Origin of the sequence: Pseudoalteromonas luteoviolacea, assembly GCF_000814765.1 — a bacterium.
GTDB classification, from domain to species: Bacteria; Pseudomonadota; Gammaproteobacteria; order Enterobacterales; family Alteromonadaceae; genus Pseudoalteromonas; species Pseudoalteromonas luteoviolacea_H.
In genome coordinates this window covers 39,108-64,434 of sequence record NZ_JWIC01000007.1, presented here as the reverse complement: position 1 = coordinate 64,434, position 25,327 = coordinate 39,108, and the positions used below count along the sequence as shown (strand labels likewise).

Genomic DNA, 25,327 nt, shown 5'->3' with positions numbered 1-25,327 from the left:
AACTAAACTAGTTCCCAAAAAGCCTTATCTTTGATATTTCTAATACTTTTTTTACCATCAATATACAGACTGGTGTGTTTCTCAAGTTCGCGAATATACTTCATGAGTCTTTCTTGTTCTTGCTTATCATCCACATTAAAAATACTCTTAATATCTTGGTTTTTAATCTGTGCTACTCGGTGAACTATCCAGCTTAAGATATAGGATGAATAATCGTTTTCACCGGTTTTAAAGTGGGTAATATCTTGTGTTGATAGAATGACACCTACACCATATTCACGGCCTTCTTTTAATATTTTGCGAAGGCTGGCAAAGTTTTGTGACATAAAATTATCGGCTTCATCAACTAGCACTAATTTGGTCACTTGCCTAAAATCCCCCAGAACTTCTGGCTTACCTTGTTTTTGCATTTGCGAATAAAACAAGTCTAGTGTGAGTGCAACAACAAGATTTTGGATGCTTGTATCGTAACCAGCCAGCTCAATAACCGTTACGCCATCAACTAAGTCGTACAAACTTTTAACTTTATTAGCACAAGGTTCAAATACTTCAAAAGAAACTAAACTATCTAATGCGGCATATAGCGAGTCTTGTTCGACCTTTTCTTGCTCAAGATAAAGGTCCCAAAGATCACTTAAAGTCGGTGCGGGTATATTCCACGTAGTTTTATCAGAACGATCAATTCCAACATTTTGGTAAGCTTCTAAAATCAGATTTTTAAGCTTTGTTTGCTGTTTAGGTCCTAACCCAAAAGCCTTTGTCATTGTTGTAGCAAAAGCACTAGCTGTATGCACTGGCAGCTTTGGCTTATTCCCAAACAAGCTCAAAGGGTTGTATGGTAAGCAATCTAAGTTAAATGATTTGCCGTTAGTAGCATTTAAAAACTTATCATCAACATAGTCAGATTTGTAATCGAAAATCAAAATACCAATTGGTTTACCATCTACATTATTATGCTGGTTACGATAAAGCTGAGTTACTACCGATTTTGTACACTGGGTTTTACCAGTACCCATCGTGCCGATAATACCCGAGTTAGTATTCATAAACTTAGCGGTGTTTGTGGGCTCCCAGTATACAGGTGTGTTTTGGGATAATACATGACCTACTAATACTTTTAAGTGTTCATTGCTTTGTAGTTCTTCACTGCTACTTTTATTTTCAGTTTCTCCATTTTGACTGGTATTTGGCTCCTTCAAGTCAACAGTAGCCTGTTTTTCAACCTGTTGTTTTGTGGCAGAATCAGCCACTTTATGTATCTCGCTTAATAAATTAACTGTAGTTTTTTCATTAAGAATGTACCGCTCATCTATATGGTGGAGTTTTGCTGGTGTGAGTTCAGCAAATAATGTTTGCATAGGTGTTTTGACCCAGTGGCTTAAACAAGCTGCAGGCACTTCAATTTTTAAGATATTACTTTCAAGAGTAAACTTAGCTTGGGCGAAATAAGAATCTTCTACATTTACAAACAATAACCCAGCTGGGTAATCGGTTAACTCTGCAAGTTGATAATCACCTTGTAACCAATATGCGCTGTTGTCTTCAATCACATCAAAGTAATCATTTTCATACACGTTATACAATTTGTATTTATCAATTTGCATCAGCACTTGGCGCATAAATAAGCCACGGTATAAGTGCCCTGCTAATGTTTGTTGACCAAGTAAAGATTCAAAGTAGCTTTTTAATTCTTGTGCTTGTTTAACACCTTTACTGTGGGTTTGGCGTTTACCTGTTTTTACCTCTACAGGTAATAGAATAATTTGTTGGTCTTTAAAGCCAACAAACAAGATGTCGTCAGAGATCACGCCTTTTTTAAAGCCCTGCGCCAAACGTGACAAGTCACTATCAGCCATATTTAAGCCAAGGTTGCCTGCCACACGAATTACTTCTGCAATTGAAAGAGGCACCCAAGTAATATCACTTTTAGCGAGTAAACAATTTACATATTTGTAGGCACAAATAATGCCGCGTTTTTCTTTACGCTCGTTGTCATTGGCTGTAACTAGGTTAAGTAACCATTCGCCATTAAAGGCATTGAACTCTTCAATAATACCGCCATCATCACTTTCAAGTACCTTGTTATACAAACCAGTTTGCTTAGTTACGGTGATCGCGTCGTAATTCACTGAGTTTGTGTAATTGTCTGAGTAATGAATAAGCACCATGTTCTTTTGGTTTTCAAAAAACTCTAAGGTGACTTTCGGGTCAATAATGGTTGTCCAAATAGAGTTTTCGTAAGAGCGCTCAAGTAGCGTTTTAAACTCTTCGGTCACCACAAGCGCTTGTGAACGTGATGGGTTGTATTCTTCGTGTTGGCTGCGCGCAGGTTTAACTAGCCCACTGTATTTAGCAACAAGTTCAAGCTGCGGCGCTTCGCTAGTATCAATACCATGTAAACCAAATGCGGTGTAGTAACGGCCATTTTTGTTGGTTGCTGCTTCGCCTGGCATCAAACCATGACACGCAACACCCGTTTTTTGCTTTAACACGTCAACATCAGTTGCTTGCACACGCTCATTATTTTTGAAAAAGCTCATATGCGCATAGGCTTGTGCTTTTTCACCTTTGTCGTGCGTAAACTTGCTATAGGTTAAACGTGTACGTAGCAAATCAATAATGCTATCAGCTTGTGTTTTAGCTGATCCTTTATTGAGTTCGCACAGGTCTTTTAGCTCGTCATAACTTGCTGTGTCTGCAAATTTATCAAACCAACAGTAGCTTTCGGCTTCGTCGTACAAATTCACATGTATGTTTGTGACTTTGTCCTTTTTCAATTTGATGTAGTCAATTAACCCTAAGAACACTTCTTTATTTTGTTGATTGTTAACTGAGTTAATAATCAAGGTAGTTTTATTACCAGCTACAAACAGGTTTAAAGGCTGCTGTGAACTTGTTTACCTTGTCTTTTACTAAACTACGTACAAAGTCATAACTGCTTTCTTGTTGCGGAATAGCTTTGACCAAAAAACATTTTCTTTCTCAGAATGGTTGTATGAGAAATCATTTTTCGCGTCATACACAAACGGCATTAAACCTTGCACAGTTAAGCGGTTAATTGTGACTGGCGGTAGTTTTTTAAAACTGCCAATGTTCTTCTTATCTTCCGCTAACACACTTGCTAGATTGGCGTTATAAGCTAAAACAAGTGGGTGTAAAGGTGTAATATATTCCTGCTCAGAAAATTCAGCAAAACCAATATTCACCAAGGTTTTTTGAGCCTTACTTAATGGCGCATTAAAAGGTATTTGATTAATCTCTTGTTGGTAAGCCGCTACAATTTTAGTGATGATTTGTCGTAATTCAGCTCCCCAACCAGCCAGGCTAATAAGCGTTTTAGTTTTATGTAAGTAATCAAATAAATCGCGATACGCTAAAAATAACTCGTTATATACGCCTTCTATGTCATGCAGTAGTGTTTGCCCATTAGTCTGCTTACTTAAAGTTGACTTATCAACAAGCTGTGCTTCATATTGCAGTAAGGTTAAACGCTTTGCTTTGGGCGCTATTTCTTTACCATCTATTTGAACTTTATTTTTGCTGCGATTAAATTGCCCGTAGTAATCATCTTCAAATATATGGTTGAAGCGGCCTTGATCCAGCAGCAGTGGTAATGATAAAGAGTCCGTTGATACTTCGCCTTCAACATTAAAGGTCAGTTTTGTTTCTTTACCCTCTACCGTAAAACATACTTCGTCTGACTCACTGGCAAGTTTTTTAAAATCAACCGTGGCAAACTCTTGGTTATTCAAACACTCTTCGTTTCTTTGTACGGTAGCAGCATTACCCTCTTCAGCTATTTGCAGGGAGTTATCGTCTGTTTGTAAAGTGATGTACTGCTTTTTCTTATCAGGTTCAACTAAAAAGTTATGTTTGAAACCTTCTTCGAAAAAGTCATTTTTTCGCAGTACTAAAATTTTAAACTTGTGGGTTTCTTTGGGTTTATCAGTTTTAACTTGTACTGCAATATATCTTGCTTGCCCGTTAAAGCTGCCTGTTACAATTGCACGGCTACGCACACCGCCTAAATTTTTAATTGTGACTACTGCTTTTTGCTCGTAGTTATCATGCTGCACCGAACAATAACTGTCTTTTAGTTTTTGTTTGATAAAGCTTAAATCTAACTCAAAGGCGTGTTGATCAGCTTCTAAAAATAACAGTATATGGTTTTCTCTAAGACCTGCACCGCTCTCTGTTTTGGTTTTTGTTACATACTCCAAATGCGGGGCTTTAATACTCTCAAGCTCTAATAGCTCAGTACGGTTTTTATCTTGCTCAGCTAAACATTCGCCTAGATCTAGCGTTGTTTTATATCGTTCAACATCGTCTTTTGGGAAATGTTCTTTAACGAACTTTTCGCCTAAGTCTTCCGCAGCGAGTTTATCTTCTAGCTCATTAGGGAAATGATGGGTAATAAAATCGAGCTTATCGCTTAACTTACTATTTAACTCTAGGCGTTCTCTAATCGCGTCTTTATCATCCCAAGTTCCCTTAATAAGCTGCTCATCTCGAAGTCTACCTGTTTCTTCAAAACGTAAATCCCCGTCGGCAATCGCATAATAAAGCTTTTCAAAGCCAAACATGGTGGCTTCATCTTCGAGTATTTCTTCAAAGCTAAAATCAAGTAAGCATTCTGAAATTTGTGCAAGGTCGCCTTTTTGGTCAATTAACCCATGTAAAAGCTGCTTTATTTGTTGTGGATGCCAAACAGCACCTTGTTGCGCAACGTCTTCGGTTGAATTTTTAAGTGTATCAAGTAACGAATTATGTATAACAAGTAAAGCCGTGCCTTTAGTTTCGCCCTCAAGGGCTGAAACTTCATCACGTAAATGTGCAATGTAGTTTTCGGTAAAGTTTTCACCTTCATAAACAGGAATTAGCTCAACATCACCATACTTTAATGTAGGTAAGTTGATACCTTTTACATTAATGTGTGTTTGTGATTCTTTGGTAAACGCTTGATAAAGTTTGTACCCTTTCCCTGCATCAGGGCATGTGAACTGGTATCTGAAACCTACTTTTATTTCATTCGTCGCCCATTGATTAAAATGCGCAACTAAAAACTCTTCAAACTGTTTTTCTAACATACACTGCATCCCCGCTATCACTCATTCTTTCTACATTGCCCATGCGCTCATAAAAATCTATTAAGGTTTGTTGGCTTTGTTTATCAAAAAATACGCCTCTTGCTTCGAACTCTTTTACAAGCTCGTGAAAACGTAACTTTTCATGTGTGCCTATAGCTAGGTTTGTAAGTAACACAATTAAATCTTGATTAAAGGTGAGTACTTGCCCTGCTTTACCTCTTTTTTGAATGAAAGGGTTTAATATTTGATTAACCATGCCTTTTACAGGTGTTTCGTTATATTGCGCTAATCGCCCTGTTTTTCGATCAAACTGGGCATAAGTAACTTTTAACAAAGCTCTAATAGCATCTTCAATGCTATCTTGGTTTTGCCAAATTTGTTCTTTGTTAAAACGTTTCGCAGCGACACGCTGCTGTACAAACTCATTACCGAATTGGTTAAGCTTTGCCAACGTGCTTTGTTGTTCATCGCTGTTCTGCTCATTTAACTCTGTATAAAGCTGCCAAAGCGGTCGAATATTATTATTTTTATCATTTGGCTGTAGCGCTTCATTCATAAACAAATATGGAAATAAAAAGTGTATATATTCGTGGAGTTGCTTATAACCAAATGCCTTTACTTGTGTTCGTTCTTCACTTGCTCTTTCGTTATCTAATATAAAAAAGCAAGGCTTACTTTTAGGCTCACCGTTAGTCCAGTCTTTTATATTCAGTGCCATTTGCGAAATATATAAAAAACCGTATAGTCTGATCATCGCATTAAAGTTATTAATCAAATAATTAGGGTGGTCGTTTAAGAAGGTTAAGTCTTTTTTAAAGTAACCAGTTAAAAACGGTAGGTAGGTGGGCAGTTCTTTATACTTTGATTCAGCTTTTTTACCAGTTACATAAAAGCTATCAAACTCGTTTTTAATTTCTTGCTCTAAAAAGTTTAATTCACTCTCAGGGGACTTTGTAAGGCTAAAGCCATTTAATAGACCAGCAAACATCGCTCCCATTTTTTTATCATTTTCACTAATTTCTTTATCTACAGCTTTAAAAATCAGTAGTTCGGGTGACACTTTATAAAGCTGGTCGTTCACAAAGTACATTTTCTCAAGCACTGACCATAGCTCAACTTCATCTACTTTTTCTGTTATCCGCGTTTCACATAACTCTTTAAAGCTATCTACGTTTTCTTTAACTAGCGCCTTGTCGTAAAGCAGGTGAACAAAAAGACCAAGAATTGTGTCCCAGCAAAACTTATAGTGTTTGTCTTTGTTCTTAAAGGTAAAAATGAACCAAATCCATTTTTCTCTGGTGGTGTTAGTGTTTCTTTTAACATATTAAATGCCACTCACTTCAAATTCATCTTCATCAACTTTTTTAATACCAATGCTAGTATTGCCCTTCAAAATTTTGAGTGTGTTAACTTTATTAGCGACTTTGGAGATGTCTTCAATGAGTTCATCTAACAACACAACTGTGTTTTTGTCGTGTTTATTTGGTCGATAGCCGTCTTCTATTCGTTGTATAAGTTCGAGTAAATTAAGAGTCACAGGAATTGTGAGAGACTCACCTTGTACATTTAGACACGCTGTAAAACTGGCAGAGCTTTTGGGCGGATGGTTGATGATGTTTTTATGGTCTGCTTTCACTTCAAGCTCAGCAACTAGCTGATAACCGTTCAGTTCTTTTATTAAGTATTGCCCTTTATCTAGTTGCGGAGCATTGCGGTTGTTGTACTTTCTAATTGCAGAGCGGAGTAACTCGTTATAGAAAGGTTTTAACTGCTTTCGTTGTTTACCACTATTATCAAAATCTCTATGTAACTGATAAATTTGTACGTATTGCTCAATTAGGCTTTGACTATAATCTTGAACAAACTTTGCATGATAATTATTACTAAACTCAGCTCCTTTAAGTACATAGAAAAGCCGTAAATATGAAAACGCGTTTGATAATGGCTCAATACCAAATTGCGAAAGTGAATCACAATACTCATCAAAAGCTTGGTCTGTGAGCCCTAAGTCTTTTTCTATAACAAATGAGTCGATATTCTTAGTGCGGTTGTGTGCGGGGTCGAAATCTACCAGTTTATTTGCCAGTTCGTTATCACCACCAGCAAATAGGTTATCAAATAAATATTTTGGCCCCGGTAATTAACAAGAAAGTAAAATCTAGTAAAGCACGTGCAGTTAAAAACTGGTCACGCATTAAACGAGCTTTAAAAGAAGCTCAATTATATTGCTTTGGACTGCGGGTAAGCTTAATAACTTATAGTTGGCTTGAATACGACGACTTTCTTTATCTTTGTTTTCAAGAATATCTTTGTCTACAAGCTGGTGGATTAAGCTGTCATTCGCAGTTAAACGCTGCAACAAACTTCTGCGCAAACTCAGCTGTGTAGCCAGTTTCGTCAATGTAAAACTTTGGATAATCTTCAAAGCTAATAAAGGTTATATTACCTACTATTTTAACACCTTCATACAAATAAGATTTTATTGCCTGTTTGAAAGCAACATTTTCACCTTCTTCGGCGTAGTTACCAAGCATGCCCGTATTAATACCGACCACAAGTGGGTAGGTGCCTTCATCAAAGTCAGCAAATACTTTATCCAATGTTTGAATAGCATTTTGACTTGGTTCAAAACTGTGTGTCGCGTCTAAATGAAATTTTATACGAGCATCAAATTTCTTTTTAAACTTGGTAAGTAACTCAGATTTACCATCACCACTACTACCACAAAAAAAGAAGATTTCTTTGGACCCTGAAGCCATACTTGAAAGTTGCTTTTGGACATCAGCTTCAATCGGCATTTCAATGAAGAGCTCTTTTTTAATTCTGCGATGATGATTCATTTCACCTTCACTACGTTCTGTAGAGACAGCATAAGGTGATGCCATTGACATGACACTAAGGGCTTCTTTTAGGCGCATAAAAATCCTGTTATCACACGGTCGTTCGTCCTTAACCGCGTTACGTAAATACTTATTGCCAGAGATTTAATATAAAACTCTGATTATTGACGTATTAAACACGAATTTTTTACTCATTTGTAGTGCTTCAGCTCAAGTTTTGAGCACTTAACTTCCCTTAAATCAATTTGTTTGCGCAATACGAAGCCAATAAACAATTAAAAAACTTTTAAAGGTAGCAATAACAATTAAAAATTTACATTACATAGGATTACACCTTATATAGTTCCCTCCGAGCAGCTTAAATACAATTTATATCTGCAAGCACTCCACTTCATCATTGTAAAGCCATTCTTTTAATCAACCTCAATGATTAGCGCTTTGGGTAAGCAGAAAATGGATCCTGACGTTCATCAGGATGACGCAGTTTGGGTTCTGTTTAAATCTAAACGTTCGTCATTGTGGGCTTGCCCCGCAATCTATTCATTTAAACAATCTGAATGATTGGCCCTTTGAATGAGCAGAAAATGGTTCCTGACGCTCGTCAGGATGAAGGGGTTGAAACCTGCTTTCTATTTAAACGCCCGCCATTGTGGGCTTGCCCCGCAATCCATTCTTTTAAACAATCTCAATAGTCAGCGCTTTGAGTGAGTAGAAAATGGATCCTGACGTTCGTCAGGATGACGCAGATGAAACTCAGCTTCAATCTAAACACCCGTCATTGTGGGCTTGCCACGCAATCCATTCTTTTAAACAATCTCAATAGTCAGCGCTTTGGGTGAGCAAAAAATGGATCCTGACCTTAGTCAGGATGACGAAAGTTAATACACCACTGCACGCACTCAACTAAGATCCAGAACCCAATCCCTAATACCAAAGCCACACTCACCCACCATCAAAAAAGCCCACAAATGTGGGCTTGGGTTGATAACCTAATTACCAGATCAGGTTAGTCACATGAAATTGTATTGCCGTCTTTGTTATAGCATTGCTGGCTTTGGCCGATTTGCCATACACAGTTATAAGCCACATTGTCTTCCATACAGTGAGTATATGTACCATACATGCCATTGCCTGGATTGAACGACACTTTCCACTCGTAATATGACCAAGGCGTGGTCGCGCGGTTATCTAACCAGCGGTAAAACACCGACGATGACACTATGTCATACAAGGCATGGGGCTTTTGGTTTTCTTTATAACTACGCCAACCGTTTTTAAAACCTGAGTGCGAGTTATCCATTTCTACTACGGCATCAGCGGCATCAAAATATGGATTATCAAAGTTACTGCGCTTATCCACTTTTGACAGCAAGCCTTGATAGTCATCTACCCAAGTCGTGCCTTCGCATTTGTCCAGGAAGACCATACCTTTGTCATTGCCCTGACCACATGACCCTTGTGGAGCACTGTCGCCAGTCCAAATGTAATCGCCGTTTTTACCGCCTTCAATTTTGGCATCATATCCCGTTGAAAGCGCGATGATCACATCGTTTCCTTTACCCCCTTCTTGATCAGAAAACTCGCCGTTGGTCACGAGGATATCGTCGCCGTCATTACCCCAGGCTTTGTGCCAACGCTTGTTGTTTGAATTGCCGTCGCCATCTTCAAACAACGCATCATCGCCGTCGCCACCATGCAAGCGGTCTTCACGGCCTTCGTTACCCGCAAGGTAATCGTCGCCGTCATCACCATGTAAAGTATCGCTGCCTCTGCCGCCGCTTAGCACGTCATGGCCGTTGCCGCCATACAGCTTATCTGCGCCGTCTTTACTGTGGTCACAGTGCGGTGCATCGTAAATATCACCGCCATTGGCGTTTTCAAGCACACACCCGCCGCCAATGTAATCATTATCATTGCCGCCGTACAGTCTATCTTCGCCTTGACCGCCCATGATGAGGTCGCCGCCATTGTCACCTAAAATCGTATCGTTGTTGTACGAGCCCAATAATTTGTCATGGCCACTCCCACCGCGGATAGAGTCATTACCATAACCGCCATCCACTTCATCATCGCCATTGTCACCTAAAATGGTGTCGTTACCGCTGTTCCCAAAAATCGTATCGTTATTATTTCCACCGCGAATATAGTCATTCTGACGACCAGTAGTGATGTGATCGTTACCATCGCCGCCATACACCTTTTGAATGACATTGACATCCTTGCCGTTGTAGGTGTCATTGCCACTGTTGAGTACGGCATAAACCTCATCAATTTGGCTCAAATAAAAATTATCGCAACTGCTACTGTTACCCACTCTTCGAGTAACCTTTAAGTTGTCACCAGACACACTCAGCGTGAACTTCTCGCTGCTATTCGTGCCATTAATTTTTAGTGTATCGCCGTCAATGTAAGCGATTGCGCCATCACTTAAGCCGCCGCAGCCCGCCATCGCATAATTTGACAAACCCAATGCCAAAGCTGCGCAGAGTGTACTTTTTTTAAACATCATTTTATTTCCTCAATATGATTGATATAGAGGCATTTTTATTCCTTTACCTGCCTACTCTTGAGGAAGCTAAAAAGCAAATAAGTAAGAAAAGTGAAGGCCGCAACTCCCAGCCCTTTTTGGCGTAAACGGCATGTATTTTGGCAGCATCTGCCAGTACCAACTTGCAAAACAGCTTTGCTTTTCGCAAATTGAGACTCACGGCTTTTATATCGTGAAATTTTGCATTTTGAGAATTAATTACGCCTTTTTAGGTCTTTGCAAAATGCAAAAAACGCATTTACATTCGCCGTCAAACTGAGGCTGGCTATTCCTTACTTGCTGTTTTTTATAGGTAAAAAATACAAAGTTGATATTGAGAGCTAAATTGGAGCTATTCTTGCTTCGTTGCTTATAAATGTAACAACTAGATTGGATTTGCATGACAACACTAGAAGCAAGTAAAACCATCGCGCTGCTTGAAAAAAAGCTGCAACGTGCGCTAGCAGGTAAAGCACATGCTGAAGATTTACTCGAGTCCAGAGCTCGCAGCTTGTACAAAGCCAATGAAGAGCTTTGTGAAGCACTTGAAGCCCTTAAAAAGCAGGAGGTGCAACTAATTCAGCAAGAAAAAATGGCGTCATTAGGCCAGCTATCTGCGGGCGTTGCACATGAACTCAACACCCCTACCGGCTATGCTAAGTCTAATATTGAGACGCTAAAAATGTATCTCATCACGTTACTGGCGTATCAGGAAGATCTTGAAAAAATGGCACCAAACGAGCAAGCAATGTTAGCGCTCAAATCCAGTTACGACGTCGCCATTATTCAAGACGACATTCCCGATTTAATGGATGAGTCTTTGTGTGGCTTGAATAAGATCGCATCTATCGTTACTGAGTTGCGTAACTACACACACATCGACAACGAGGAGATGGTACCTGAAGATCTTAACCTAGTCCTTGACCAAGCCATCAATCTAGCACAGAGCAGCTTTAAACATCACGCGACCTTGAACACCCAACTAGGCAAATTACCCAAGCTTGTATGTAGCGGTAACAAGCTGTGCCAAGTGTTTTTAAACTTATTGATCAATGCTGGTCAAGCAATTGAGAAGCTAGGCAAAATTGACATCAGCAGCAGCTTTGATGAGCGCAATATTTACATCACTATCGCCGATGACGGCATGGGGATCTCAGCACAAAATCTACGCAATATATTTGACCCATTTTTTACCACTAAGCCAGTCGGAAAAGGCACAGGGTTGGGCCTCTCGATTTCTTATAAAATCATTCAGCAACACAAAGGTAAAATCGCCGTTGAAAGTACAGAGGGTAAGGGTACGCGCTTTACCATTAGTCTGCCATTCAAACCGGAGTTTGCATAATGAAAGGTCATATTTTTATGTTACTTGAAGAATTTGTCACTGAAGTTGCCGGTGAAGAAGTATTATACGACGCTTTTGAAGCCTGCTCGTTTGATACTAACACCGCATTTGTGCGGACAGAAAACTACCCTGACGAACATCTTATTGAATTGGTCGATATCGTCATCAATAAAATAGGCATTACGCTCGCACAAGCGCATTTTAGCTTTGGTAAATGGCTTTACCCAAGGCTGTCAGGGTTACTGCCTAAGCATTTCACTGATTACGCACACCCCGCGTATGTATTACAACAATTGGATGACTTACATCATATCGAACTCAAAAAGCTTTACCCAGATGCACTGCCGCCAAAATTCCAATACAACACGTTGTCCTTATTTGAAGCGCAGCTTATTTATACTTCGTCACGTAGAATGTTCGATCTGGTTGAAGGCGTATTGGCTGGTATGGCCGAATACTATGGCGTACAAATCACCGTTACTAAACAGCTAAATTGGCAAGAAAACCCAAACAGTGCAAAGTATTTAATTACTTACGCTAACGGCGTTGAACTGTGAAATGACAAAGCGCCTATTGGGCTGCACGTCTGCTCGCACGCTGTTTGAAGTCAGCGTAAAGCTGCGATGCAATAAACGAAAATATGATGATCGGATACGCTAATTGGCTAATACACGCAACCAACCTATGCCAAGGTCTAAACACTTCAATATCTAAATACCCTCTCAATACAAGTTGTATCAAGGTCGTCGTGGAGATTGGCAACAATACATACACTATCGCGCGCGAATATCGAGAAAAGCTACACCCTCTAAGAGAATGCAATGCCACAACAGAAACGATAAAAATCCCAATAGAAAACAACCTAGAAAAATAGAATAGGCGTCGTCTAACAACATAATCCAAATCTAAAGCAACAAGCGAATATTGCAATATATGATCAATTAGCTGCATAACAAATAAGGTCACAATGGTGATATGCCAAGAGACCAAATCCCTATCGGCCGGGTTATCTAGCTTATGTCTTCTATCGCAAAAAAAACCATAACCACGCCGACGCGTTACGTACAATGTATATAAAAAGGCAATAAACAAAGAGGCTTGTAAGCCCTTGTACAAAACACCCGACACTATCAAAAAATCTACAATTTGATCCATCTTTAAACACTTTAAATGTAAGTAACTACTTTAAAAGTAATTTCGTTAAACACAGAAAATCTGGCTCAGTTGCATTGTTATCTTGTCAAAAATCAAAGCAACCGCCCTCTTTCATCAATAGCGTAAGTACAACTGCACGGGCCCGTTCACTCAAGCGCCCTAAAAACTCTGTCGTTTTAATGAATATACTTACATCAATTTCTTTCTATATGATTGATATATCTCTTTAACTGGGTATGACAACACAAAGACCGAGAGCACAAAACACTGAACGATGGCTAGCCAATGATATAACGGCACTAACGCTTCAATCTCTAAGTATCCACGTAAGATCAGTTGTACAAAAAAGATCGAAGCAACGGGGATAGAGATGTAAAAAACGACTCTCGTGGCAGGTGAATAAGGACACCTTCTCAATAAATGCACAGCATAAATAGAGACTATAAACACCAAAGTACAGCTGAGCTTTAAGAAATAGAAAATCTTTCTTCTCAATAAGTAATCAAGATCCGCCGCAATAATCGTGTTCGAAACCTGTTCATCTATGAGTATATGAATAAAAAGACAAAAGAATGTAATCCAAAAAGACACAAAACACTGTTCTTGCTCTGTTTTTATCTCAAATCGTTTATCATAAATTCGAACAACTCGTTGGCCTTTGGCGGTAACTACGAAATATATGAAAACCAGCACTAAACTAATTTGCAATCCCCTGAAAGCAATCGTGTTCAATAATTCTGTTTCGGTTAGTAGCGACACTAAAGTACTCTCAACTGTTCACTGGGCTGATAGAAAATGCGCACACTCAATAAAGCAAGTTTTTCGCATAATTTTGCACTTCCCTTATCAATATATATTGAATTGCAACACATATTGGTTTGACGTTATCCAATGCTCATAACGATGAAGAGCAATTTTCAGCCACGTCAAAAACATCCCTATAATGTAAAAACTTGCACAAAATACACTAACCCTTTCTATGATACAACTGCGTATTTCAACCAGATAAAAAGAATATTAAATTCCAACAGAAGGAAATATTAAATTCAATAATAACCGGAGTAATTAAGGTTATGTATATTCTGATATGTATATCGTAGCTCAAGACGAGTCAAAAAAATTACCATTTCAACTATGCTTAACAGACGAAGAGACTGAGTGTGGTGCGTTTATGAAAATGTGCGCTTATGTATGCTACTAACCTGCTTTTCGTAACATCCATAACTGACGAATTGGAAAAGCCATGAGCGCAGCCATAAGTAGTACATAATGCAACACACCATAAAATCGATATACTGGAATGAACGTATTAATGTCCAAATATCCCCTCAAAAAGAGTTCTATAAAGCTAATCGTCATCGTGGGTATGATGACATAAATACAATTTCTAGCGGTCTTTGAAAATGGGCAGTCGCGAAGAGTATGCAAGGCATAAATGCACACAATACTTATAAAGCTAAAACACATTTTCAAAAAATAAAAAAGTCTTCGCCTTACAGTTTGATCAATATCAGCATCGAGCACAGCGTCGTTCACAGGCTGATCTGTAAAGTGCAGAATAGAAATAACGCAGAAGGTGATGCTCCAAGAAACAAACTGTTTATCAAAGTCACTCTTTAGTTGATGGTTTTTATCATAAAGTCTCGCAAAACCATTACGATTCACTTCATACAGAAAATACAGCAATGTAAAGAATAATAATATTTTAAACCCTTCATGCGCAATAATATTTAATAACACAGGGTCAGTTGAATACGTCAAACATGAGCTCTCTATAATTATGCACTTCAACTTTTAACATATTAATCATATCGAAATAATTGACTTTATTGCAACACCATTGTGTATTGATTAAGCCTTATTTAGATTTAAGCTTGGTTTATTTACCTTACTGTTTATTAGCCTATGTTACGGATTAATTTTAAAACAAGCTTATGCTTAACAAGCTTGGAAAAATGTGACAAAGTAACAAAACTAACGCGCACAAGTTTAAGGGCTATACATGCTAGATATCGGCCAAGTCACTAAAAAAACGGGCATCAATGCGTCCGCATTGAGATATTACGAATCAAAAGGGCTCATAAAGCCTGCTGGCAGGCAAGGATTGAGAAGATATTATACCCATGACATCATTGATCAGCTTTCTATTATATCTCTAGGTCAATTAGCTGGCTTTTCATTAGATGAAATTGCTTCATTTTTTAACGGTAAAAGTATTGAAATTGACAGACAGATGTTAATTAAAAAATCTGAGGATATTGCAAATAAGATCATACAATTAGAAGCAGTCAAAGCAGAGTTAGTTAAAGTAGCTAACTGCCCGAACTCAAATCATTTAGATTGTTATAACTTCAATAAACTAATGAAAAATGCTTTTGACGCACCTAAACCTGAAAAATAAGCACAGGCACGATTAGTCAGTCTAAAGCTAAATAATTACCATCAGGTTTATGGTGATAGTATAGACAGCTGAAGGTGAACTCCTGTTTTGCACAAAGCATCCTAAAAATAGCATCACTTGGTCTTTAATAAGCAAATTGCAATGGATAGAAAACCCATGATGTTTACCATTTTAAACCTTTCACTCTACTGAATACTTTGACCAAAAAATGTGTTGTAGTAAGCCGTTATAGGATTTGTACAGAAACACTCAACCCCATCTACTATTATTCATAAGTCCCCACTTAAACTTATTGCGACAGTCTCATTACCTAATAATAAAACTCAATATGAACTGTCATCAACACGCTTCAATATGTAGAAGCAGAAAGAATACAAATCGTTCACTTTTCAAAAACTGACAGATTAGTATAAAACTGTGATGTTCTATTTTTTCTAGAAGGAGATACATGGAAGCGACAAATTAAAAAGTCACATCCATGTGACTCTGCTTGCTTGGAAGGTATTAAAAGCCGCAATGCTTTAATACCCTAAGCATAGCCATAAAATATGCAAACAAAATGGAGACAACGAAACACGCTAACAGAATAAAACAGTGTATGACCATCCAATAAAATGGCCATACTTAATCTAAATGCTCTAGGTTTTTAGATTTTTTAATTTAGTCATCAGCGCTGGCGTACGTTTCCTTTGCATTAACCAATAACAACTTGGCACAAAGAAAAATGATAATACGGTTGTTAGTACCGTACCGCCCGCAATCGCAATGGCAAATGGCGGCCAAAAACTCCCCCCGCCAAAATGAGAGGTAAAAACCCACCCACTGTAGTGATGGTGGTCGATGTGATATGTCGAGCACATGTCATAACCCCAGTGACAATCTCATCTACGGTCTTGGCTTCATTCGCTCTGAGCTCAGATAAAATTACAATGGCCGCATTAATGGCGAGTCCCATTAGACCGAGCAGACCGATTATTACCGTAAAACCAAACGGATGACCTGCGATATACACACTTAAAATGCCTAACATGGCCGACTGAAACGCCGTGATAAGTATCAGCCCCGTTGTTGTAAACGAGTTAAATGTAAGAACTAATACCGTGATCAATAGCACAAAAATAACGCCAACTTTGCCTAACAAACTGCCCACAGCTTGGTCTCGCTGCTGAGACTCGCCACCAATTTCCAAGCGGTAACCTACGGGCAATGTAAATTGCTCTTTCTCTAATTGAACTTGCAAATCTTTCAGCACTTTAGCTGGTAAAACATCAGTCTGTAAAAATGCTTCAACAACATTCAGCCGCTCACCATTACGTCGGTGGATGGTGCTTTGCTCTGGCACAATACGACTGGTCGCAAAAGCCGATAACAACAATGGCTGACTGCCCATGACTTCAACGTTAGCAAGCCCATCAAGCCCGTCACGATATTGATCATCAAACCTTAAATTAACCGGTACTGTCTCTGTATCTTCTAAAACACTGGCCACCGTCACGCCTTGTGACTGCGCTTGAAGCTGAGCAGCAACACGCTGTGCCTGTGCACCTGCGTGAGTAAGTTGTGATTCATGGGCTAACAGCTCGACTTTTGCAGCGCCTGATTGCAGCGTTGTGCGCGTATGCGTTACCTCTGGATGCGCTATAACGGTTTGCTTTATGCGCTGACCTAATTCAGCCAAATTATCTAAATCTGGCCCAAATATTCGAATTTCAATCGGCGCATTAAAAGGGGGTCCCTGCTCTAGCTTTCTAACCAGAGTTTGTGCTTCTGGGAAGGCGCGATCAAGTTCGCCCTGCAAGGTTCTAATTAACGTATTTGCACGCTCGAAGTCGGTTACTTTGACCATGGCTTGTGCATAATTTCGCGCCCCCTTATCTCTTTGCATTAGGTTGTAATAAAAGATGGGGATATTTCGCCCTACCATCCAGTCCAAGCGCTCAATACCCTCGTGCTTTAAAATGTGGGCATCCATACGTTTAACAAGCGCTTTTGTGGCGTGAATACTGGCGTTGTCTGATAAACGCACTTCAATATGAAACATGTCTCGGTCTGCTGGCGGGAAAAACTGCTCTGTTAATTGCCCAGCAGAAATAAAACCAAGTACTGGCAGTACCATGACACATAGTGCAGTGACTAAAGGTCTTTTTAAAGAACGACTAAGGAGCTGCTCAAATACATTGCTCAGTCTTTTCAGTCTGATCCCTTGCGACAAAAAACCAGTCGCTGTGTGATTGTCTGATTGAACATATTTGCCCGCAAAGACAGCAATAAGCGTATGTGAAATAAGGTATGACCCGACTAATGCAAAAATAACACTCAATGCAATGCCCCCCACAAACTCACCAGAAGGCCCTGGCATGAGTACGATGGGCATAAACGCCAAAATGGTCGTTAAGGTTGAGCTCAATAACGGCAGCCAAAAATGATTGACCGCTTTTGTAACTGCTTTGAGTACCGCCATGCCTTGCTGACGGTAACGTTGAATTGCATCGGTAATAACGATGGCATTATCAACCATAATACCCAGTGCAACGACCAAGCCCGTTACTGATATCTGATGGATGGGCAAACCATAGATATTCATGCACGCAAGCGTAAACATCACGGTGAGTGGCAGCGCTAAGCCTACGATAATTGCGGCTCTTAATCCTAATGTGACAAACAACACACCCAGAATAAGCGCAAAGCCCAGTAAAATATTATCGAGTAAGCCGCCTAGCCTGTCTTCGGTATACCCTTTTTGATCAAACAAACTGAGCAATTGAATATTGTTAGGTAACGTGAGTTTAAACGCCTCTAACAACTCATCTATCTGTTCAGAGAATTTATCGATGCGTACATCGGGTAGCATTCGAATACCTAAGTAAGCACCAGGCAACCCATCAACCCATGCAATTTCTTGCTGGGGCTCGACCAACATACGCTCTACTTTAGCGATGTCACTTAGTTGGATCTGACCATAACGGTCATCACTTTGGATAGGAATTGCTTTAATGCGTGTAATCGACTTAAACTCGCCACTGAGCTCCACCTGCATTTGAATTTGGGGATTGCTGATCATCCCAGCAGAGACCTTGGCATCCGCATTTTTAACCGCGTGTGCGACTTGCTCAAACGATAGGCCTGCTAACTTCAATTTAGCCGGATCTAACGTGACTCTGACCTCTTCATTCGCTACCCCAAATAAATGGACAACCTCCACACCACTTTGATTACGCAACTGATTACGTAATTCTTTGGTATAGCGATTGACCGCTATCTGTTTGGCTTGCTGTAAAGACTGCGACTCACTCTCATCGGGTTCAATGGTCAACGCCACTATTTTTGTATACGCATACCCTCTGTCATCTTCAAGCAGCGGCGACGATGCATCTTCTGGCAATTCTATTTGCACATCTGCCAGCAAGTCACGCATTCTAGACCACACAGGCGTGCTGTCTGTGACGTCATCTTCCAGCTCAATACTCAACACACTGATCCCAGCACGAGACATGGCAATGAGGTTTTTAATTTCTGACTGTTGCTTTAATTTTTGCTCTATTTTCTCGGTAACCTGCGCTTCAACACGCGCAGCTGATGCCCCTGGTAAATAAGTGGTTACAAAAGCAAAACGATTTATGATCCGTGGGTCTTCAGTACGAGGCAAGCTGCTTAAAGCAGCAAAACCAGATACGAGAAGCAGCGCAATCAACAGAACTTGAAAACGCGCATTATTCAACAAAAATGGAATCATTGTTGCTCACCTCGGGTAGCAACAGATTGCACAATATCGACTTTATATTGGCGGCGACCTTATGAGTGCCATTTGCCAAAATCTCAGTGCCATTCACAAAATCGCCATCAATGTAAGCATATTGACCATCGCTATGCAGCACTTCAACAGCCGTAGGTTGCAAGCGTCCTTGTTCAATTTGATATATTTGCCATGTGCCTCGAGTACCGTTCGTAAGCGCACTGATTGGGACCCAGTATCCGTTTTTCTGTTGCTTTTTGGCGATGGTCATGACCGCCATTTGACCAGAAAAAACCAGTGCATCTTCAGGTAGAGAAAATCGCAACTGTACCGTGCGAGAGACGGGGTCTAGATTGGTGCCATCAGAGCGCTTTTGAGCCTGATAAACAGTGCCACCAACCGTAATAGGCATGGTTTTTTGAATATCAGATAACAGGCCTTGAGGCACACCAATGCGTACCTCTGAGTTGCTTTGCTCAAGCACTCTCAACGCGACTTTACCAGGGCCAACCACTTCGCCAATTGACACTTCACGCGCCGCAATGACACCGTCAAATGGGGCTTTTAAGTTTGCTTTTTCTAGCCTAACGTCCATGCCTTGTAACTTCACATTTAATACTTGAAGCTCGGCTTTTAAGACCGATATTTGCGAACGATTTTGATCCAGTTGCTGCTGGGCTGAATAATTAGACTTACTTAACTTCAAAAGGCGCTCACTGTCTTGCTCAGCAAGTGTCAATTGTGCTTTTACCTTGTCTAGGTTTGCAAGTAATTCGAGCTTTTCGATGGCTAGGAGCTGGGTATCTTGTTTCGCTAGTAATTGGCCTTTTTTAACCGCATCACCTTGGTCGGCATAAAGAGACTCTAATACGCCATTAAATTCAAAGCCAATTTCTGCTTCTTGGTGTTTGACAACTTGACCAGTTACTTGACGAAATTGATAAAAACCCGTTGCTTGTTGAACGCTATAAGCTGCTACAGGCAAGCCTTTACTTTGCACATCATCTGTAGCCGACGCCCAATGTGCGTTCACCAACAACATTAAGCTCCATAAAACTCTCATAATAGATCCTTGCGAATTTCTTTACTTTTTATACTTGCCGAGTCAGCCTTGAGTTTAGTGCATTGTGTCAAAAGCATGTCAAACTCCAGTATAAAGCTTTTAAATACTAAAAGCGGGTTATAAACCCGCTCAAAAAATATGTGGCACAACCCAAATTAGAATAAATAGACTAAACCAACCTTCATTGTACCCCTGTTTGATTTTTATACTAGATGTACTGATGATATTTCATTATTAATTTATCTTAGATATTTGTTTATCCACGAGCTGTGTATCTTTGTTCCCTAATGCGCGAAGTACCCAACACCAATTAATGAGCGGCAGCGTCTCATTTAACTCGCGCAGCTGTGCTTTTTGCGGATAAGAATAATAGCTGCTCTGTTGTGCTTGAACTGATGCATTGACCTGTTGGTTTTGCAAAATTTCAAGCACTTGCGTATACAAAGCTGGAAAATGGTTACTCACTTTCCTATCAATTTCCAATAAGCACTTTGCATTACTCACCTTAATCGCACTTTGAGCAATGACAGGTCCCGCGTCAATTTCTTTATTTTCAACCCAGTGTGCTGAGATGCCATAATTTTGCTCATTATAAAGATAGCTAAACATAATTGGGAATAGCCCTCGGCATTTTGGCAAATAGGCCGGATGAAAATTCACCACACCTTGGCTAGGAACTTCTATGACTTCATCATGTAAAATTTGATCAAAATAATAAATGCTCAATAAGTCGATTTGCTTATCTTTTAGCAACTGAACGACAGAGACATCATTGATGTCTTTCACTTTGATATACGCAATACCCAGTTCGTTGCAGCGCTGTTCAATGCTCGGCAGCACATCCATACCTAAGAGTTTTAATAGCGGCCGGATAACAGATAAAAATACCATTTTTACAAATAAGTACTCTGTAAAACCATATCCTCTAAAACGCATATTTCTATAAGCTTGCGCTATAAAACCGCCATTTTTCTTTGAATAAGGATCACTGGTGATAACCAACTTGATCTCATTCTTGTGTGCCTCTAAAACCTGCAAGATAGCGGGTTGTGTCGCCAAATTTTCAATATTGCACAGCGCTACACGCATTACACCATCTCCAATTCTTGTCCATCAAAATAATTATTTAGCGGCGCATACATTGCGTGCTTAGCTGGTGGGTGGAAATTAAATGCATGGATGACCTGCGCAATCGTTGCGAAATAGCCATTGTTAATGTAATTAATACCGCCAACCAAACTCAAGGTACTTTGAGTCACCTCTGCAAGCACATCCTGCAAGTGATAACGCACACTCAACACTTGTGCCAGCGTGTCTTGAGTTTGGTTGTCCATATCTCCAGCGATGGCTTTAAGTGACAACGCGCATGCTTCCAGTTGAACATGCACATGTGCTTTATCTGCACCTTGTAACCTACCCAATTCACAAGCCCGCTCTACAAGACCACACACCATGCCCAAATATGACGCACAAGTAATGAGTTCAAACCACACAAAACCCGCCACATGAGACTGATATGCAGACTTTTCATCGACATTAACCAACATTGAGCTAGGTACGAAGACGTTTTCTAGTACCACAGCCTCACTTTGGCTTGCTTGCAAAAACGGCGCTTGCCAGAATTTTTCTACGGTAATGCCCTCACACGCTTTGTGGATCATGGCAACGGCAAAATAAGGCTCGCCATCCTTAGGTTCTACTTGAACGCTTGCTGTCAATAAATCCATGCAATGGGCTAAACTACATGGTTTCTTCACACCTGATATGACGTAGCCTTTATCCACTTCTTTAGCGATAATCGAGCTCTTTAAAATACTTTTGCCAATTTGTCCTTCACTAAATGCAGAAGAAACAAGTAAATTTGAGCGAGAGATCCCCTCTAACATCAGTGACTCAAGCCCATTTCCGACTTTTGCCATTTCTTGCAAGGTTGCAATAGAAAACTGATGCATGCCAACGGCGATTGCCAATGAAGGGGAAGCGGCACCAATGGCCATTTGCAACTGCACAGCCTGCCAAGCATTCAGGCCTCTGCCTCCATATTTTTGCTTAACTAAGGTCGAAGCGCCACCGGTATCTCGAAAGATATTGATCGCTTGGCTCTGTTCACTTTCAAGTGCATCAAAAGGCGTTTCAGTAAGATATTGCGCTAACTCTGGCAAGGTGCCGCGCAGCAAATGCTGCGCTTTTTGAAATGTGCTCATGCAACAGCCTCTTGCTGAGGGACGAATAATTCATTTAACATCTGTTCGACATTTTGCTTAATCGCAGACTCAGCGATTGGCTCTAAAATATCGGCAAGTGTCGGGATCCCCATACAAAAGCGTGCGTCAAATGTGACCGTACATTCAGTGTCTGACACAGCCTCAATCGCCCAAAATCCCTCGAAAATATCCGCATCACCTTCGATTTGCGTAAATTCAATTTTAAGCGCGTCTTTATTAAATAGGTCACGCTCACGCCAAGACATCTTGCCATCATGAAAATGGACTAACCACGTTGACTCTGACTCACGCTCATTAATTTCAGTCACATCAACCGAAATCACAGCCTGACAATGACTTTCGAACGATTTAAAATCGGCAATTTTAGTGAATGCCTGTTCTGCTGAAGCATTCACAGTTTGGGTATATTTTACGTCTCTCATGGTATTTCCTTAAATCTTGTCTATTGCGTTTTCAAACGCGGTATATAACTGTGCTAGCTGGTCATCAGTTAAAAAGGCGCACGGTGTTAAGCGCACAGTGGATGCGTTACTGAGTGAATGACTGGTTAGGATTTGTTGATTTAACAATGACAGCGTCAGCTGACCTGCTCGCGCAGGTGTGCCAACGTCAATACCGATCAACAGTCCCTCGCCACGGATGATAATTTGCTGAGATGCAGTTTCATTGTGTGCTTTGACAATCTCATTTAATTTGCAAACAATCTCTTTACCTAAATAGGCTGAGCGCTCAGCTATGTTTTGTGATGTTAAAACGTCAATGGTTGCTTCAGCGGCACTCAGTGCAATGGGTGAACCACCAAAGGTGCTCGAATGCAGCATGAAATCCTTATTTAAAGGGGCAAAAGCCGCTTCGGTTGCAACTACCGCAGCGCACGGTATCACGCCACCACTGAGCCCTTTGCCGACTAACATCACATCAGGCACAATATTATGTTTATCGATCGCCCACATGGTGCCTGTACGCGCCAGCCCTGACTGGATCTCATCACAGATAAAGAGTCCCTTTGATTGTTCGCATAATTGCTTGGCAGTATGCAAAAATTCATAGCTCAAGGCGTAAACACCGCCCTCACCTTGTACAGGCTCAGTGATGAACGCGACAGGCGCTTTGTACTTGGTAAATGCGGCTTTTAAGGCCTCAACATTATCACGCTCAACAAACTCCACATTGTCAAACAAAGGCGCAAATGGCGTACGGAATTCATCACGATGTGTCACCGATAAAGCACCTAATGACTTGCCATGATAACTGCCCGTGACCGCAATAATATGTTTACAGCCATTGGCTCTGGCAAGCTTCAAACCAAGCTCTGTCGACTCCGCGCCAGAATTAGTAAAAAAGGCATATTGAATTGCATCGGGGCATATATCTATCAGCTTTTTACTGGCAGTCGCTAAATTAGGGCTCACCAGAGTGCGCGAACTCATAGGCATGATGTCCAATTGAGACTTTACCGCAGCAACCACCTGAGGATGTTTATGACCTAAAATAAATACCCCAAAACCACCAAAATCTAAGTAGGTTTTCCCATTTTCATCGACGATTTCGGCACCGTGTGCACTGTGTTCAATGGGCAAATTCATCATGCTAGACAACCGCGCTTTTGAACGATTACTGTGGGCTTTGAGTAGTTCGAGTGTTTCCTCTCTCACGTTACTGCGCTCCTGAAAGCTCAGCAATCAAAGGGTGCTGATGATCGTAGGCAACCAAGTTTTTAGCTAACGTATGACGTACATCAAACTGATAGCATTCGCCTGCAACTTCAGCGAGTTGGGGAACATCAGATTGAAACCCTTCTGACATATCAAGATATTTTAAATAAATAGAAGTTTCTTCAAACATGCGTTTAAACCGCTTTGGTAGCGCAGGCATAAACACAGGCTTAACCAGCCTCTCAAATGTGGTCGGGCTCATCAATTTAGGGGCTTTAAAACGCACATCGTAACGTGATGTGATATCATCATCTTCGCCAAGTGTAAGCAAATCGCCTAACGTTTTAGCCAAAGTGCCCGCTGTTAACCAAAACTCTCCCGATAGTTTTTTATCCACTATCGTCAAAATACATTTAGCGACAATATCACGCGGGATCACATCAACCAGCGTGTTTGCATCTCCAGGTACGATCGGGATAACTTCCTTCGTCGCTAGTTTAAGCATATTATGCAAACCCTGCTTTTTTGGCATCAAACCAAGGGTACTGTCACCAATAATGACAGAGGGACGTACAACGGTAATGTTGTCACTTAGGCAGGCTTCTGCTTCGCGCTTACTTTGCTCATAATTATTAAAATCATGACCATTTCGACCTTTCACAAATGCGGTACTTATATGGATCAATGGCACATCTAAACGTTCAGACAATTCAATAGCATGTTTGAGCCCTGCCACATTAATGCCGGCCAGTACGTCTGGATCGGCTGTGAAGTCGGTCAATGCTGCACTGTGCACTATGCAATCAATACCTTTGAGTTGAGCAACTTGCTCATCATTTAAGCCAAAGTTGGCTTTACGGATATCACCCTGAATTTGCTGACTTACCCCTTGAGGTAACTCACTAAAAGATCGTTGATTTACTAGAATAACAATCTCATCATTTGGTGATAACAGCTCTATCATTGAGAGCCCCACGACACCGGTCGCGCCAGTCAATAAAAATCTACGAGACATAATTACTCCTTAATCATTTTGTGTGTAAAAAGCACGCTATATACTGCAAAGTCCCCTTTACAGGTAATAATGATAATGATTTTCAATTTCAGATCAAACAAATAATTCACTAAATTTTAACTTGTGAGATTCGTTTATATTGATCGCACAATGTAAATGCGGACTACCTGCTCGCTTTATTGAGGTGTATCAAGGAAATGTGCACGAAATATTGATATGAAAATTATGTAGGTAAAAGTTACAAAGTGGACCTAGTGTCAAACACCCAGTCCACGTATGAT

General features: G+C 40.3%; 16 protein-coding genes and 2 pseudogenes. 3 read left to right on the top strand and 15 right to left on the bottom strand.

The window, feature by feature from the left end:
- Positions 1 to 2: 2 nt before the first annotated feature.
- The 6 genes and pseudogenes from JF50_RS27610 to JF50_RS14790 form a co-directional block, all read right to left on the bottom strand.
- On the bottom strand, positions 3 to 1,358 hold the full coding sequence (locus JF50_RS27610; RefSeq protein WP_235423480.1) for an ATP-binding protein: 1,356 nt from the start codon (positions 1,356 to 1,358) through the stop codon (positions 3 to 5).
- Positions 1,353 to 5,087 (bottom strand): annotated as a pseudogene (gene dptH, locus JF50_RS14805) (DNA phosphorothioation-dependent restriction protein DptH); the annotation flags it as partial. The pseudogene dptH and the gene JF50_RS27610, both read right to left, overlap by 6 nt.
- Positions 5,068 to 6,168, bottom strand: a complete 1,101-nt coding sequence (dptG, locus tag JF50_RS14800; protein WP_235423445.1) for a DNA phosphorothioation-dependent restriction protein DptG — start codon at positions 6,166 to 6,168, stop codon at positions 5,068 to 5,070. The gene dptG and the pseudogene dptH, both read right to left, overlap by 20 nt.
- A 243-nt stretch (positions 6,169 to 6,411) precedes the next feature.
- Positions 6,412 to 7,161, bottom strand: a complete 750-nt coding sequence (gene dptF, locus JF50_RS27605) for a DNA phosphorothioation-dependent restriction protein DptF (protein ID WP_235423479.1) — start codon at positions 7,159 to 7,161, stop codon at positions 6,412 to 6,414.
- A 262-nt stretch (positions 7,162 to 7,423) separates the two neighbouring features.
- Complete coding sequence (gene dptF, locus JF50_RS27600) at positions 7,424 to 8,005, bottom strand: DNA phosphorothioation-dependent restriction protein DptF (RefSeq protein ID WP_235423444.1); 582 nt, start codon at positions 8,003 to 8,005, stop codon at positions 7,424 to 7,426.
- 928 nt (positions 8,006 to 8,933) lie between these two features.
- On the bottom strand, positions 8,934 to 10,436 hold the full coding sequence (locus JF50_RS14790; RefSeq protein WP_039610241.1) for a calcium-binding protein: 1,503 nt from the start codon (positions 10,434 to 10,436) through the stop codon (positions 8,934 to 8,936).
- A 418-nt stretch (positions 10,437 to 10,854) separates the two neighbouring features.
- Between JF50_RS14790 and JF50_RS14785 the strand changes: the two genes are divergently transcribed.
- Together JF50_RS14785 and JF50_RS14780 are read left to right on the top strand one after the other, a co-directional pair.
- The gene (locus JF50_RS14785; RefSeq protein WP_052262330.1) at positions 10,855 to 11,799 is read left to right on the top strand and encodes a sensor histidine kinase; all 945 of its coding nucleotides are present in this window, start codon (positions 10,855 to 10,857) and stop codon (positions 11,797 to 11,799) included.
- Positions 11,799 to 12,356, top strand: coding sequence for a heme NO-binding domain-containing protein (locus JF50_RS14780; protein ID WP_039610240.1), 558 nt, complete (start codon positions 11,799 to 11,801; stop codon positions 12,354 to 12,356). The genes JF50_RS14785 and JF50_RS14780 overlap by 1 nt, the downstream gene beginning before the upstream one ends.
- Before the next feature lie 13 nt (positions 12,357 to 12,369).
- Here the strand turns inward: JF50_RS14780 and JF50_RS14775 are convergent, their stop codons facing one another.
- Both JF50_RS14775 and JF50_RS14765 read right to left on the bottom strand, forming a co-directional pair.
- Complete coding sequence (locus JF50_RS14775; RefSeq protein ID WP_039610239.1) at positions 12,370 to 12,954, bottom strand: hypothetical protein; 585 nt, start codon at positions 12,952 to 12,954, stop codon at positions 12,370 to 12,372.
- A 1,197-nt stretch (positions 12,955 to 14,151) separates the two neighbouring features.
- A complete protein-coding gene (locus tag JF50_RS14765) occupies positions 14,152 to 14,715 on the bottom strand; it encodes a hypothetical protein (RefSeq protein ID WP_039610237.1) in 564 nt (187 codons plus the stop codon).
- 241 nt (positions 14,716 to 14,956) lie between these two features.
- Here JF50_RS14765 and JF50_RS14760 point away from each other — a divergent pair, with 241 nt between their 5' ends.
- Positions 14,957 to 15,355, top strand: a complete 399-nt coding sequence (locus JF50_RS14760) for a helix-turn-helix domain-containing protein (protein ID WP_039610236.1) — start codon at positions 14,957 to 14,959, stop codon at positions 15,353 to 15,355.
- A gap of 638 nt (positions 15,356 to 15,993) precedes the next feature.
- On the opposite strand, the pseudogene JF50_RS14755 reads toward JF50_RS14760, so the two are convergent.
- The 7 genes and pseudogenes from JF50_RS14755 to JF50_RS14725 all read right to left on the bottom strand — a co-directional run bounded on the left by JF50_RS14755 (position 15,994) and on the right by JF50_RS14725 (position 25,046).
- Positions 15,994 to 19,088, bottom strand: a pseudogene (locus JF50_RS14755) (efflux RND transporter permease subunit).
- On the bottom strand, positions 19,066 to 20,151 hold the full coding sequence (locus JF50_RS14750) for an efflux RND transporter periplasmic adaptor subunit (RefSeq protein ID WP_080760255.1): 1,086 nt from the start codon (positions 20,149 to 20,151) through the stop codon (positions 19,066 to 19,068). Before JF50_RS14750 ends, JF50_RS14755 begins: the two are co-directional and overlap by 23 nt.
- Before the next feature lie 234 nt (positions 20,152 to 20,385).
- Positions 20,386 to 21,240: a formyltransferase family protein gene (locus JF50_RS14745; RefSeq protein ID WP_039610235.1), complete on the bottom strand. Its 855-nt coding sequence runs from the start codon at positions 21,238 to 21,240 to the stop codon at positions 20,386 to 20,388.
- Positions 21,240 to 22,355, bottom strand: a complete 1,116-nt coding sequence (locus JF50_RS14740) for an acyl-CoA dehydrogenase family protein (RefSeq protein ID WP_052262328.1) — start codon at positions 22,353 to 22,355, stop codon at positions 21,240 to 21,242. The genes JF50_RS14745 and JF50_RS14740 overlap by 1 nt, the downstream gene beginning before the upstream one ends.
- Positions 22,352 to 22,798 (bottom strand): type II toxin-antitoxin system RatA family toxin, encoded by a 447-nt coding sequence (locus JF50_RS14735; protein ID WP_052262327.1) that lies wholly within the window; start codon positions 22,796 to 22,798, stop codon positions 22,352 to 22,354. The genes JF50_RS14740 and JF50_RS14735 overlap by 4 nt, the downstream gene beginning before the upstream one ends.
- Before the next feature lie 9 nt (positions 22,799 to 22,807).
- The gene (locus JF50_RS27375) at positions 22,808 to 24,031 is read right to left on the bottom strand and encodes an aspartate aminotransferase family protein (RefSeq protein WP_039610234.1); all 1,224 of its coding nucleotides are present in this window, start codon (positions 24,029 to 24,031) and stop codon (positions 22,808 to 22,810) included.
- A 1-nt stretch (position 24,032) separates the two neighbouring features.
- Positions 24,033 to 25,046 (bottom strand): SDR family oxidoreductase, encoded by a 1,014-nt coding sequence (locus JF50_RS14725; protein ID WP_039610233.1) that lies wholly within the window; start codon positions 25,044 to 25,046, stop codon positions 24,033 to 24,035.
- Between the last annotated feature and the right edge of the window lie 281 nt (positions 25,047 to 25,327).